Raw genomic sequence first — 13,416 nt, forward strand, 5'->3', positions numbered from 1 at the left:
CCGAGCACGTGGGTGCGCTGCGCACCTCGATTGCCGGCATGGTCGCCGAGTTCGGCTCGATGCTGGGCAACCTCAATTCCGAGGCGCAGAGCCTCGACCGCGCCGCCGACAACCTGAACTCGACCGGCAACATGACGCTCTCCATGCTGGACGAGCGCCGCGCCGCGATGGACACGCTGGCGCAGAGCTTCGCCGCCCGCGCCGACGATATCGACATGCGGATGCGCGGCTTCGCCCAGTCCATCGCCGATACGGTCAGCGAGACCGAGGCGCGCCTGGTCAACGCCCGCGAGGTGATGGAACAGGTCCTGGCCTCGACCACCTCGAACGTGGCCGACACGCTGGAGCAGACCTCGGGCAGCATCAGCGCGGCCCTCAACGGCACCACCAGCCAGCTGCACGAGGTGCTGACCGAGACCACCTCGCAGCTCAACGAGGTGCTGACCACCACCACCGAGCAGGTCCAGACCGCCCTCGCCGCGACCACCGACCAGCTGCAATCCGCCCTCGGCAGCACCACCCAGCAGGTGCAGGCGGCGCTCAGCACGACGACCGAGCAGGTGCAGGCGGCGCTCGACCAGACCAATGCACAGGTGCGGACCGGCCTCGCCGAGACCACCGAGCATCTGCAGTCGGCCCTGCACACCAGCACCACCCAGGTGCAGGACGTGCTCGGCAAGAGCACCAACCTGCTCGAGGAAGCGCTGGAGAACACCTCGCAGCGCGTCGCCACCCAGCTCAACTCCTTCACCAATACCGCCGGCTCGGAGAGCCAGCGGGCCGCTGACGCCCTGCGCCAGACGCAGGCGACGATGATCCTCGAGATGCAGCAGGCACTCGAGGAGGCGACGCAGCGCTTCAACGAAACCGCCGCCGCCATGCGCGCCACCGCCAAGGAAGTGGGCTCCGAACTCGAGAGCACGCGTTCTGAACTGGCACGCGGCGTGATCGAACTGCCGGAGGAGACCCGGTCCAGCGCCGCCGCCATGCGCCGCGTGGTCGCCGAGCAGATCGAGGCCTTGGCCGAACTCAACGCCATCGTCCGGGCGCAGCCGGCGACGCACGACCTGAACGACCGCCGTCCGGCCGCCCCGACCCGTCAGTCGATCATTCGCGACGAGGCGCCGGTCTCGCGCCCGGAACCCGTGTCGCGCCCCGAGCCCGTCCGTCCCGAGCCGGTGCGCCCTGAGCCGCCCCGTGCCGCCGAGCCGGCCAAGCCGCGCTTCGTGCCGATGCCGGACGTGCCGGCGCCGGTGGTCACCGCGCCGCGCCCGCAGGTGGTGGCGGAAGCCAAGCCGGCTCCCGTGCCCGCCGCGGCCAAGGCCGAGGAAGGTGGCGGCTGGCTGCGCGATGTCCTGCGCAACGCCTCCGGTCCGGCCGCAGCCCAGCCGGCGCCCCCGGCCCCCGCCCCCGCCGCCGCGCCGCCGCAGCAGGGCCTCAACACCCTGACCGACGAGATCGCCCGTTCGATGGACCAGGCGGCGCTCGCCGAGGCCTGGCAGCGCTACCAGAACGGCGAGCAGAACGTCTTCTCGCGCCGCATCTACACCCTGTCCGGCCAGGCGACCTATGACGAGGTCAGGAAGCGCATCCAGCGCGACGCCGATTTCGCAAAGACCGCCGCGACCTACATGGCCGAGTTCGAGCAGTTGCTGAAGCGCGCCGCGACCGGACCCAATCCGGTCGAGGAGAGCCGCGAGTACCTGCTGAGCGATCGCGGCAGGGTCTACACAATGCTGGCCCACGCCAGCGGCCGTCTCGGCTGATCCGAACCGGAAGTTGACCTCACTGGCCCCGCGGGAAACCGCGGGGCTCTTGTTTTTTGGCAGTCGGGCCCGAGCCTTCGACGGCAGTCCGGCCTCGGCCAGCTACGTGGCCTCGACGAGCCGACGGGGTTCGCTCGCGATCCCTAGGCCAGGGGCGCCTCCTGCGGGCGCTTCGGCCCGTGCAGGCCGAGCGACAGCCAGATCAGCACGGCGCCGAAGGCGGCAAAGGCGGCCGCGACGAAATAGGCCTGGGCCCCCATCAGGCCCATCAGCCAGCCGAAGCCGACGAGCGCGACGACCGTCATCGCCTGCTGCAGCACCTGGAAGAAACCCTGCGCCTCGGCGGCAATCTCCTCGCTGGTCCAGTTGGCGATGAAGTGCATGCAGCCCAGGAACCCCAGCGCGAAGGTGATGGCGTTGAGCGCCTGCAGCGGAACCAGCCATTCGAGACCCGGCTGCAGCGCCATGCAGGCCCAGCGAAACACCGCCGCCAGCGCCGAGACGAGGATCAGCGTGCGGGCCGAAAAGCGCTTGGCGAACCGGCCGAAGACGAACATCAGCGCCGCCTCGGCGATGGCGCCGACCGCCAGCAGCGGCCCGATCAGGTTCTCCGAGAAGCCCTGCTGCTGCCAGAGCAGCCCCTGGAAGGCGTTGAGGACGATGTGGGTGCCGAACACCATCGACCAGCCGACCAGCGGCAGCACGAAGAAGGGCTTCATCGCATCGCGCAGCCGCCGCGCCGCGTCACCCCCGGCCGGCACCTCGGCGCCCTGGGGCCCCCGGAAGCGCGGCAGGCCGAAGGCGGCGACCGCTCGCAGCAGCGACAGGCCGACGAACAGCGGCAGGAAGACGCCGCCGCCGAGCCAAGAGATGACGAAGCCGGTGGCGACCAGCATCACCATGTAGCCCAGCGTGCCCCAGGCCCGGATCGGCCCGTACTGCGTGCCGCGGCGGCGCGTCATGCGGATGGTCGCCGCATCGACGACCGGTCCGATCGCCGCGGCCGGCAGCGACAGCAGCGTCCAGACGATCAGGATGCCCCAGAAGCCCTGGGCGAAGTAGAGCGTCACCGAGGCGACGCCGGCGACGACGGAGCCGATGACAATCACCTGCCGCCAGTCCGATGCGCGATCGGCAATGCGCCCGATGCCGATATTGAGCAGCAGCATGATCAGGACCGGCAGGGCATTGATGATGCCGATCTCGCCCTCGGTCAGCCCCTGGTCCTTGAACCAGATGCCGCCATAGACGGTGATCACCGCGCCGGCCATGAACAGGATGAAGTAGTAGACGGTCGCCCGCAACTCGGGGCTCGGGCCGCGCTCGGTGGCGACGGGGGACGACATGGATGGCCTCCGGAGCCCGGTGTCAGGGAGCGGCACTGGCGGTGGCCGGCTGGTCCGTGCCGACGGGCCTGGGGCTTGGCGGTCGCAGCCGCAGCGACAGCAGCACCAGCAGGGCGCCGACCACCGAATAGAGGCCGAGCACCGCCCAGGCCCACTGCCCGACGGCGCCGTAGAACCAGCCGAAGCCGATCAGCGCCACGACCGACATGCCCTGCTGCAGCACGTAGGAAAAGCCCTGCGCCTCGGCAGCGATCTCCTCGCTGGTCCAGTTGGCGATGAAGTAGATGCCCCCGAGATACCCGACCGCGAAGGTGATGGAGTGCAGCATCTGCAGTGCGAACAGCACCCAGACGGGCGGCAGGAACGCCATCGCCGTCCAGCGCGCGGCCGCCACGAGGCAGGCGAAGATGATCAGGTTGCGGGCCGAAACCTTGAGGTTGAGCCGCTTCCAGACGAACATCATGGCCGCCTCGGCCGCCGCCATGGTGCCGATCAACGGGCCGATCAGCCCCTCGGGAATCCCCTGCCGGCTCCACTGCAGGGCGCCGAACGCGCCCAGCGCACCATGGGTCGAATAGAGGATGCCGAGGCCGAGCAGGGTGAGCACGAACCAGGGCTTCACCACCTGCCCGAGCCGCGTCGCACCGCCCCGTACCGTGGCGCTCGGCGCGCGCTCGGTGCGGAAGCGCGGCAACTGGAAGGCCAGCAGGGCCCGTCCGAGAGCGAGAGCGACGAACAGCGGCACGAAGGCGGCATCGCCCAGCCAGCCCAGGATCGGCCCGGCGGCGATGCTCGCCACCATGAAGCCCACCGTGCCCCAGGCCCGAACGGTGCTGAAATCGGTGCCGCGTCGTTCGGTCATCCGCAGGGTGGCCGCGTCGATGATCGGCACCAGCGCGAAGGCCGGCATGATGCACAGCGTCCAGATCAGCAGGATGCCCCAGAAGCCCGAAACGAAGAACAGCCCGATCGGCACCGCGCCCGCGATCAGCGACAGCGCGATGATCACCCCGCGCCAGTCGCTGGCGCGATCGGCGATCCGTCCGACGAAGACGTTGAGCGCCAGCATGAGCAGCACCGGCGCGGCATTGATGACGCCGATCTCGTCGGGGCCGATGCCCCGGTTGACCAGCCAGATGCCGAAATACACCGAGATTGCGCCATTCGTGCCGAAGACGGAAAAATGGTAGATCGCCGCGCGCAACTCCGGCGAGAGCCGCGGGGCGGTAACGGGGGAAGGCATGAAGTGTGCTCCGGGCGGGAGAATCCGCGCACCGGGGCGACACTGCCGCCGCCGACGGCAAAGATCAACTGTCGCAACGCCAGTCCGCTGTCACGCCGCCCGGACAAGACGCGGCCGGAGGGGGACCAGCGCCGCCCCGAACTGGTCGGCGCAGCGGCTCCAGGTGAAGCTCGCGGCATGCGCGAGCGCGCCGTCGCGACCGAGCCGCAGGGCCCCACGGACCGCCGCCGCCAGATCCTCGTCGAGCACTCCGGCCGCCGGGTCGGTGAGCACGTCGCGCGGCCCGGTCACCGGATAGGCGGCCACCGGAACACCCGACGCCAGCGCCTCGAGCATGACATTGCCGAAGGTGTCGGTGCGGCTGGGAAAGACGAAGACATCGGCCGAGCGGTAGATCGCGGCAAGTTCCTCGCCGCGCCGCAGCCCGAGGAAATGCGCCTCGGGATAGCGCGCCATCAGCTCGGCGCGCGACGGACCATCGCCGACGACGATCTTGCTGCCCGGCACGTCGAGCCGGAGAAAGGCCTCGACGTTCTTTTCCACCGAGACCCGGCCGACATAGAGCAGGCATGGCCCCGGCAGCGAGAGGAAATGCGAGCGTGGTCCGGGATGGAACAGCGTCCGGTCGACACCGCGCGTCCAGACCCGCAGGTTGTCGAACTGGCGGCTGGCCAGTTCGTCCCGCATCGAGGCCGTGGGGACCAGCGTCGCGGCGGCGGGCGCGTGGAACCAGCGCAGGAAGGCGTAGGTCCACTCCGTCGGGATCGGCACGCGGGCCGCGACATATTCGGGGAAGCGGGTGTGGTAGCTGGTGGTGAAGGGCAGCCCCTGCTCGAGGCACACGTGCCGAGCGACAAGCCCGAGCGGCCCCTCGGTGGCGATGTGGATGTGATCGGGCCTCTCGCGCGCCACGATGCCGGCAATGGTCCCCGGCGCGACCATCGACAGCCGGATTTCGGGGTAGGTCGGCAGCGGAAACGTCCAGAACCCCATCGGTGTCAGGTAGGTGACCGCCTGGCCGCGGGCGGCCAGCTCGCGCCCCACCGCCTCGAGACAGCGCACCACGCCATTGGTCTGCGGCAGCCAGGCATCGGTTACGATCAGCACCTTCGACATGGCACTATCCCTCGACACGATGGCGAGGGTGTAGGGGAGTCGGGTGTCAGGGGTGTGAAGGCAGCGCGTCGCCGACCGGTGGCGGCGGAGAGGCGTGCCGGACCGGTCGTCGGACGAGGTCGAGCGACGGCGGTGGGATGCGGCTACTGGCCGACGGCGGCGCGGCGGAGGCGCAGGCGGCGGGGCTTGCGCGGCAGCGGCGTCTCGGTCCAGCGTAGCAGCTCGAGCACGCCCTCGTGCGTTTCGGCGATGGCGGTGCAGCTTTCCACCCAGTCGCCGGTGTTGACGTAGTGGATGCCGGTGCGCTCGTGCATGTCGGCATAATGGATATGCCCGCAGATGACGCCATCCGAGCCGCTCTCGCGCGCCTCCAGCGTCAGCGCCTCCTCGAAGCGGCCGATGACGCTGACCGCGTTCTTGACCTTGTGCTTGGCCCAGGCCGAGAGCGACCAGTAGGTGAGGCCGAGCCGGCGGCGCACCCAGTTGATCACGACGTTGATGCGCAGCGCGAAGCGGTAGGCCCAATCACCCACATGCGCCAGCCACTTGGCATGGGCGACGACGACGTCGAACTGGTCGCCGTGGATGACGAGATAGGTCTTGCCCTGCGCCGTGGTGTGGATGGTGCGATCGACGAACTCGACCTCGCCGAAATAGGTGCCGAGATACTCGCGCAGGAACTCGTCGTGATTGCCCGGCAGGACGACGATGCGGGTGCCGCCGAGTGCCTTTTCCAGCAGCAGGTCGACGAAGTGATGATACTCGGCCGGCCAGAACCAGGCCTTCGCCAGCCGCCAACCATCGACGATGTCGCCGACCAGGTAGATGGTGTCGGCATCGTGCCAGCGCAGGAAATCGTTGAGCTGGTGAATGCGCGTCGGCCGCATCCCCAGGTGCACGTCGGAGATGAACAGCGCGCGGACGCGCCGCACCTCCCTGCCCTCCTCGATCATGCCGCGCTCCCTGCTGGTCCGCCGTCGAGTTTACCCCAAGCGCCCCCGGGGACGCAGCGGTTTTCGTTGTCATCGGCCCTTAGGGTGGGGAAAACGGCCGCTTTCAGCGCGAAATCCGCGCCTTGAGCGCCATGATCCGCCGGTAGCTCTGCTCGATCCTGGCCCGGAAATCGGGGTCCTTGTCGGCCTCGGCCACGAGGATGGCGCGCACTTCGTCGCCGAGCGAGGCCCGGGGCCTGGCGGTATTGGAGAACAGCAGCACGTCGACGCCGGCGCGAACGGCACGGACCACCGTCTCCTGCAGCGAGTAGTGATCGCGGATCGCACCCATCTCGAGATCGTCGGTGATGACGACGCCGGAGAAGCCCAGATCGCCGCGCAGGACACCCTCGATCCAGGGCGACGACAGGCTCGCGGGCGCGCCGGTCGGATCGATCTCGCTGTCGATGAGATGGCCGACCATCACCATGTCCTCGTAGCCGGCAGCGATCAGTTCGCGGTAGGGGACGAGTTCGGCATCCGTCCATGTCCGGGTGATGTCGACGAAGCCCTCGTGGCTGTCGGCTGTCGAGGAGCCGTGGCCGGGAAAGTGCTTGAGCGACGTGACGAGCCCCGCGGCGTGATGCGCGGCGACCACCTCGGCGGCATAGGCCGCGACGACCGCCCCGGTCTTGCCGTAGGCGCGGCCGAACCTGGCGATCACCTGGTTCTTCGGATTGACGGCGAGATCGACGACCGGTGCGAAGTTGACGTTGAAGCCCCAGCCGGCGACGCCCTCGGCGAGCTGGTCGTAGATCGGCCTCGCCTCGGCCGGCGTGTTGCGCCCGGCAATGGTCGCTGCGTCGGCGATCTCGGTGAAACCCACGGCCTCGGTGAGCCGCTCGACCAGCCCGCCTTCCTGATCGAGGGTGATGAACGGCACCGGCCCCGGCGCCGCAGCGCGGAACGCCTCGTTCATCTGTTCGACCGCGGCGCGGCTCTTGACGTTGGTCTTGAGGAACATGACGCCGCCGATGCCGCCCGAGGCGATCTCGGCGATCGCCGCCTTCACCGACTTGTCGCCGACATCGTCGCCACCGAAGCCGACGACGATCATCTGGCCCGCCATCTCGTCGACGGACTGGGCGAAAGCCGGGGATGCGAAGATCATGAGGATCGTCGCGAGGAGGGGCGTGGCGAGGCGCATGGCTGCAAGGTCTCGGAGAATCGGGTGCGGGCTTGTGCCAAGAAATTGCGGCGAAACGCCAGAGGGAGCGTACCAGCCTACGCAGCAGACTGCGCCTCTTCTCCCTCCCCCGCGGGCGGGGGAGGCTCAGGACGGAGATCGCGGAGACCGGCAGCACCCAGATGTCATCCCGGTGCGGACCCAGTGCTCTCCGCTCGCGCGGTGGCTGGTGATGGCGTCTCAGGATGGGCCCCGGCCTGCGCCGGGGTGACACCGAGCGTGGGGACGGACGGCCCCCCCCCCCCGCGTGCCCGGCCCGCAAGACACAGTTCGGCCCGCAGGACGCAGATCGGCCAATGGGCCGATCTGCCGCTCAGGAGACGATCAGCGGTTCTGCCGGTTCTCGATCAGGTCGGTGACCACACCCGGGTCCGCGAGGGTCGAGGTGTCGCCGAGCGCGCCGAACTCGTTCTCGGCGATCTTTCTCAGGATGCGGCGCATGATCTTGCCGGAGCGGGTCTTGGGCAGGCCGGGCGCGAACTGGATGAGGTCGGGCGAGGCGATCGGACCGATCTCCTTGCGCACCCAGTTCCTGAGCTCGGTCTTGAGCGCATCGTCGCCCTTCTCGCCGGCCATCAGCGAGACGAAGCAGTAGATGCCCTGTCCCTTGAGGTCGTGCGGATAGCCCACCACGGCGGCCTCGGAGACCTTGGGATGGGAGACCAGCGCGCTTTCGACTTCGGCGGTACCGAGCCGGTGGCCCGAGACGTTGAGCACGTCGTCGACGCGGCCGGTGATCCAGTAGTAGCCGTCCTCGTCGCGACGGCAGCCGTCACCGGTGAAGTAGTAGCCCTTGTAGGTCTCGAAATAGGTGGTGACGAAGCGCTGGTGATCGCCATAGACGGTGCGCATCTGCCCCGGCCAGCTGTCGGTGACGACCAGCACGCCCTCGGCCTTGGTCTGCTCCTGGATCTTGCCCTCGGGCGAGAGCACCTCGAGCTTGACGCCCGGCATGGGCTTCGTCGCCGAGCCCGGCTTGGTCGGCGTCGCGCCCGGCATCGGCGAGATCATGCAGGCGCCGGTCTCGGTCTGCCAGTAGGTGTCGATGATCTCGCAGCGGCCCTTGCCGACGTGCTTGTGGTACCACAGCCAGGCTTCGGGATTGATCGGCTCGCCGACCGAGCCGATGAGCCGCAGGCTCGACATCTCGTACTTGTCGACGAACTCGGCGCCGGCGCCCATCAGCGCGCGGATGGCGGTCGGAGCGGTGTAGAAGATGTTGACCTTGTGCTTTTCCACCACCTGCCAGAAGCGCGAGGCATCGGGATAGCTCGGGATGCCCTCGAACATCAGGCTGGTGGCGCGGTTGGCGAGCGGCCCATAGACGATGTAGCTGTGCCCGGTGACCCAGCCGACGTCGGCGGTGCACCAGTAGACCTCGCCCGGGGTGTAGTCGAACACCTTGTGGTGCGTGTAGGAGGCCCAGAGCAGATATCCGCCGGTGGTGTGCAGCACGCCCTTGGGCTTGCCGGTCGAGCCGGAGGTGTAGAGGATGAAGAGCGGATCCTCGGCGTTCATCGGCTCGGGATCGCAGAACGGCTCGACGCCGGCCGCCGCCTCGTGCCACCACACGTCGCGCGCGCCCTTCATCAGGACATCCGCGCCGGTATTGTGGACGACCAGCACCTTCTCGACGCCGGGGCAATCCTGCAGCGCCTGGTCGACGTTTTTCTTGAGCGGCACGATCTTGCCGCCGCGCCGGCCCTCGTCGGCGGTGATCACCACCCGGCTGTCGCAATCGTTGATGCGACCGGCGAGCGAATCCGGCGAGAAGCCGCCGAACACCACCGAGTGCACCGCCCCGATGCGGGCGCAGGCCAGCATCGCATAGGCCGCCTGCGGGATCATCGGCAGGTAGATGGTGACGCGGTCGCCCTTCCTGACGCCCAGCGACTTGAGCACATTGGCGCAGCGGCTGACACGCTCGTGCAGCTTGCGGTAGGTGATCAGTTCCTGCGTACCCGGCTCGTCGCCTTCCCAGATGATGGCGACGTCGTCCCCGTGTTCGTCGAGGTGCCGGTCGATGCAGTTGTAGGAGACGTTGAGCACGCCATCCTCGAACCACTTGATCGAGACATTGGGATACTCGAACGTGGTGTTCTTGATGATGGTGGGCGCCTTGACCCAGTCGAGCCGCCGGCTCTGATCCTTCCAGTAGCCATTGGGATCGCTGACCGAGCGCGCGTACTCGTCAGCGTACTGCGCCGCGGTGGTGTTGGTGCGTGCGATCGCCGCCGCGCTCGGGTGAAAGATCAGGGGTTCGGTCATACTCAGTCCTCCCATGCCACCAAACGAGGTGACCTATGAGGGTTTTCTAATGAACAGCATAAGCAGGAGCAAGCGGACGGGTTGTCACTCCTTAGGCGTATGGAAACCGTCCCGATAAACGCCTTTTTCGGCGCTTTCGGCCGATAGTGCGCAGGAACAGGATGGCCCCTATGCCCGCACTCGGCTACCGCGCCGCCACCGGCGCCGACATCGACCTCATCCACCGCGAGCTGATGGCGGTGATCGACGAGTCCCCGCACTATTCCGATCGCTTCAAGGCGCACGAGAAGGGCCGGCTCACCAAGGGGTTCCTGCACGCCCTGCAGCGCGTCGACCCGTTCCATGTCATCGTCCTCACCGTCGACGACGAGCCCGGTGGCGGGTTGATCTCGGGACCCGAGACCGGCGCCATCTTCCGCTACTGGAGCTGGATCTTCCCCTCCCACCGCAAGACGCGGCTGGGCATGCACGGCATGCGCGTGTTCGACGAGCACTGGGACAACGGCAGGTTCCACAAGGCCTTCACCTTCGTGAGGCCCGAGAACGAGGTCGCCCTCGCGCTGCTGCGCCGCTACGGCTACGAGCAGGCGGCGCTGCTGCGCCAGCACATCTTCGGGCAGGACTACGTGGTGATGGAGAAGTTCTACACCAAGGTCACCGACACCTACGATTCCGGCATGAGCATGGGCCGGCTGGCGCGCTGGCGGGCGCGCCTCGACACGCTGCTGGGGCGGTAGCGGGGTGAGTGGTGAAACTGACCGCTAGTCGCGGTGCGCCAGCCGCTCGCGGCCGAGCAGCGCCCTGAGCCGCGGCAGGATGGACACATCCACCCCGGCCAGGCGGTAGGCCGTCAGCCACATCGCCGCCGACCACAGCGACTGCGCCAGCAGTGCCGCCAGCGCCGCGCCGAGCAGGCCATGCGCCGGCACCAGGAGCCAGTTCATGCCGAGCAGCGCACCGAGGCCGAGGCCGATCGCCGGGAGCGGCGCGTAGGGTTTGTCGTGCATCGACAGGACCAGGGCCGCCGGCCCGAACGCCGACCTGACCAGCAGCGAGAGGCAGAGCACGGCCAGCGGCCAGACCCCGCCGGAGAACTCCGCGCCGAACACCGCCGGCAGGAGCGGCGCCGCGGCGACCACTGCCACGAGCAGACCGAGCGAGACGAGGCTGGCGACGAGGTTGGCATCGCCCAATTGGCTCATGACGCCGACGCGATCCGCCGCCGCCTCGCGCTCGAACACCCGCGGCAGGGTGACGGCATAGACCGCCGCCACGCCGAACGACACCAGCGAGAGGACGCGGGCGGCGACCCCGAACACGGCGAGATCGGCGTGATCCAGATAGCCGCTGAGCACCACCAGGTCGATATCGAAGAAGAAATCGGTCGCCAGCGCGACAACGGTCCAGGGCAAGGCGAAGCGCCACCAGCGCCGTGCCTCCCCGGCTGGCCGGGCCGCGCCGGCCGGAATGGCCCGCACCGTGGCCAGCAGCAGGCCCAGTTGCGCCAGCACCACGAGCCCGAAGCCGAGCGACAGCACCCAGAGCATGGCATCCACCCGCTGACCGGGGGCGGCGACGGCGCCGGCGATCAGCAGCGCCGCGGTGATCAGCAGCGGTCGGAACAGCGCCTCGGCAAGATAGCCGGCGAACGGCCGCTCGAGGCCGACGAGAAGCGCGACGTTGCAGTAGGACAATGCGACCGCGACGGTCATCACCCAGGCCGGCAGCCAGTGGAGCGCGATCAGGTCGGCGGATGCACCGAGGCCGGCGAGGAGGACCGGGCCCAGCGCCAGCAGCACCGCGGCGACCAGGGCGACGTGGCCGTAGGTCCGCAGGAGGAAGCCGCGCAGCAGCGCCCCCTGCCCCTGCGCGCGATACTCGGCGGCGAAATAAGACCCGACGGTCTGAAAGCCGAGCGGCAGGGCGACGCCGGCGACATTGGCCACCGCGATGACCAGCAGATATTGCCCCAGCGTCTCGGCGCCCCACATCCGGACGATCGCCACCTGCGCGAGGAAGGTCACGCCGGCACCGAACAGGCGGGCGGCGAACAGCGCACCCGACTGCGACAGCAGGCGTCGCCCGATGGCCATCTAGACCCGCCCGCCCGGACGGGGCTGATCGGGACGCGCCCGGCCCGGACGCAGGCGATCGAGCAGGCGAGCGGAGCGATGAACGACCTCGCGGGCAGCGAATGCGGCCTCGCCGACGAGCCGCGGCCAGAAGCGGGCGGCGTAGTTGGCGACCGGCGGAACCGGACGAATGACGCCGCGCTCGCCGACCATGCCCTTCTTGAACTGGTGCAGACCCTGGAACCCGTCGGTTCCGCCAAGGTCGTACCAGCGGGCCGAGGTATTGTCGCGCAGCCAGCGGATAACGTGCCAGTGCAGGAAGTAGCCGGCCCGCAGCCCCAGCGCCTCGGCGCTGGTCGCCCCATACAGATAGACGGCCCGCTTGCCGGCGGCAAAGACGATGGCACCCGCCACGACGCGACCCGCGTGGCTCACGAGGAACAGCCGCGGCCGCAAGGCAGACTCCGGCATGGCGAGGAGGCGCGGCACCGTCTCCCAGGCCGAGTGATCGGCAAAGCGCTTCCGCTCGCTCATCTGGGCGTAAAGGGCCGCGAACTCCGCGAAGCGCTCGGCGCCGACGCAATCGAAGCTCAGGCCGGCGCGCTCCGACCGGCCGAGGTGATAGCGCCACTTCTGGCTGAAGCTGCGACGCTGCTCGGCATCGGCGAGGCGCAGGTCGACGAGGTAGCGGTTCGGAAACAGCAGCGACGCACCGCGCCGGAAGCCACGCGACAGCAACAGGCGGTATTCCGGATTTTCGGCCGCAATGCTGGCGCGGGGCAGGACCGAGAGCATCATGCCGCGGCGGACGGCGTACTCGGCGATGAGCAGGTCGATCATCCCCGAGACGCGGGACAGCGCATCGGGGGCGTCATCGTCGGCCAGCATCGGCGCCCACTTGACCACGGCCATGGCCCCGAGCCGCAGCGGCAGCGGCTGCACCATCACGAGGCACCCCCCGACCACCTGCTCGCCCATCTGGAACAGCAGCGGTTCCTCGACGACGCCCGGCCAGCGACTCTCGGCGAAGGCATGCAGCTGCTCCTGGCACACGCCGTCGAAGCGGGCGACGGCGGCGTCCCAGCGCCCGGGCTCCACCGAGCGCATGGTCATGGCGAGTGCGGTGGCCGCCGGAAAAGCGGGCGACGGTTCGGCCGGTTCGAGCGGTTTGAGAGCAGCAGACGGCATTGATGGTCCCGGACAAGTTCCGGGACGCTAGCGCCGCAGTGCTGACGCAAACCCTACCCGACGGCGACGACCGACAGACAAATCGCCGCCTTGGTTACGAGAGGCTTAGTGAGCGACGGCAGGCGCGGCGACCACCGCGTCCTTGAGCAGCGGGATGGCCGGCAGGCCATGCGCGAACAGCGCCTCGTCCAGCCCGTGATAGACCATGCGCACCGCGACATAGAGGATGATCAGCAGGC

At 68.9% G+C, this 13,416-nt stretch carries 9 protein-coding genes and 1 pseudogene; 2 read left to right on the forward strand and 8 right to left on the reverse strand.

From position 1 onward, the window contains the following. A pseudogene (locus ACE3TU_RS11560) lies at positions 1 to 1,766 on the forward strand (hypothetical protein); the annotation flags it as partial. A 143-nt stretch (positions 1,767 to 1,909) separates the two neighbouring features. On the opposite strand, the gene ACE3TU_RS11565 reads toward ACE3TU_RS11560, so the two are convergent. From ACE3TU_RS11565 to acs, 6 genes are all read right to left on the reverse strand, one after another. Next, positions 1,910 to 3,112 carry an MFS transporter gene (locus tag ACE3TU_RS11565; protein WP_374624302.1) on the reverse strand — a complete coding sequence of 401 codons (1,203 nt, stop codon included), beginning with the start codon at positions 3,110 to 3,112 and terminating at the stop codon, positions 1,910 to 1,912. Positions 3,113 to 3,134: 22 nt separating this feature from the next. Beyond that, complete coding sequence (locus tag ACE3TU_RS11570; protein ID WP_374624304.1) at positions 3,135 to 4,355, reverse strand: MFS transporter; 1,221 nt, start codon at positions 4,353 to 4,355, stop codon at positions 3,135 to 3,137. 90 nt (positions 4,356 to 4,445) lie between these two features. Then, on the reverse strand, positions 4,446 to 5,471 hold the full coding sequence (locus ACE3TU_RS11575) for a glycosyltransferase family 4 protein (RefSeq protein ID WP_374624306.1): 1,026 nt from the start codon (positions 5,469 to 5,471) through the stop codon (positions 4,446 to 4,448). 143 nt (positions 5,472 to 5,614) lie between these two features. Next, entirely contained in the window at positions 5,615 to 6,424 is an 810-nt protein-coding gene (locus tag ACE3TU_RS11580; protein ID WP_374624308.1) for a UDP-2,3-diacylglucosamine diphosphatase, read from the reverse strand. Between the two features lie 103 nt (positions 6,425 to 6,527). Then, positions 6,528 to 7,610, reverse strand: coding sequence for a glycoside hydrolase family 3 N-terminal domain-containing protein (locus ACE3TU_RS11585; protein ID WP_374624310.1), 1,083 nt, complete (start codon positions 7,608 to 7,610; stop codon positions 6,528 to 6,530). Positions 7,611 to 7,973: 363 nt separating this feature from the next. Then, entirely contained in the window at positions 7,974 to 9,917 is a 1,944-nt protein-coding gene (acs, locus tag ACE3TU_RS11590; RefSeq protein ID WP_374624312.1) for an acetate--CoA ligase, read from the reverse strand. A gap of 170 nt (positions 9,918 to 10,087) precedes the next feature. Here acs and ACE3TU_RS11595 point away from each other — a divergent pair, with 170 nt between their 5' ends. Then, positions 10,088 to 10,654 (forward strand): hypothetical protein, encoded by a 567-nt coding sequence (locus ACE3TU_RS11595; protein ID WP_374624314.1) that lies wholly within the window; start codon positions 10,088 to 10,090, stop codon positions 10,652 to 10,654. A 24-nt stretch (positions 10,655 to 10,678) separates the two neighbouring features. Here the strand turns inward: ACE3TU_RS11595 and ACE3TU_RS11600 are convergent, their stop codons facing one another. Together ACE3TU_RS11600 and ACE3TU_RS11605 are read right to left on the reverse strand one after the other, a co-directional pair. Continuing rightward, the gene (locus tag ACE3TU_RS11600; RefSeq protein ID WP_374624316.1) at positions 10,679 to 12,010 is read right to left on the reverse strand and encodes a lipopolysaccharide biosynthesis protein; all 1,332 of its coding nucleotides are present in this window, start codon (positions 12,008 to 12,010) and stop codon (positions 10,679 to 10,681) included. Next, complete coding sequence (locus ACE3TU_RS11605; protein WP_374624318.1) at positions 12,011 to 13,177, reverse strand: lipid II:glycine glycyltransferase FemX; 1,167 nt, start codon at positions 13,175 to 13,177, stop codon at positions 12,011 to 12,013. Positions 13,178 to 13,416 lie beyond the last annotated feature (239 nt).

Origin of the sequence: Devosia sp., from assembly GCF_041917035.1 — a bacterium.
Classification (GTDB): domain Bacteria; phylum Pseudomonadota; class Alphaproteobacteria; order Rhizobiales; family Devosiaceae; genus Devosia_A.

Bases quoted from the DNA above. Each gene is read 5' to 3' on its own strand.
- ACE3TU_RS11565 (WP_374624302.1), bottom strand. From the start codon at position 3,112: ATGTCGTCCCCCGTCGCCACCGAGCGCGGCCCGAGCCCCGAGTTGCGG.
- ACE3TU_RS11570 (WP_374624304.1), bottom strand. From the start codon at position 4,355: ATGCCTTCCCCCGTTACCGCCCCGCGGCTCTCGCCGGAGTTGCGCGCG.
- ACE3TU_RS11575 (WP_374624306.1), bottom strand. From the start codon at position 5,471: ATGTCGAAGGTGCTGATCGTAACCGATGCCTGGCTGCCGCAGACCAAT.
- ACE3TU_RS11580 (WP_374624308.1), bottom strand. From the start codon at position 6,424: ATGATCGAGGAGGGCAGGGAGGTGCGGCGCGTCCGCGCGCTGTTCATC.
- ACE3TU_RS11585 (WP_374624310.1), bottom strand. From the start codon at position 7,610: ATGCGCCTCGCCACGCCCCTCCTCGCGACGATCCTCATGATCTTCGCA.
- acs (WP_374624312.1), bottom strand. From the start codon at position 9,917: ATGACCGAACCCCTGATCTTTCACCCGAGCGCGGCGGCGATCGCACGC.
- ACE3TU_RS11595 (WP_374624314.1), top strand. From the start codon at position 10,088: ATGCCCGCACTCGGCTACCGCGCCGCCACCGGCGCCGACATCGACCTC.
- ACE3TU_RS11600 (WP_374624316.1), bottom strand. From the start codon at position 12,010: ATGGCCATCGGGCGACGCCTGCTGTCGCAGTCGGGTGCGCTGTTCGCC.
- ACE3TU_RS11605 (WP_374624318.1), bottom strand. From the start codon at position 13,177: ATGCCGTCTGCTGCTCTCAAACCGCTCGAACCGGCCGAACCGTCGCCC.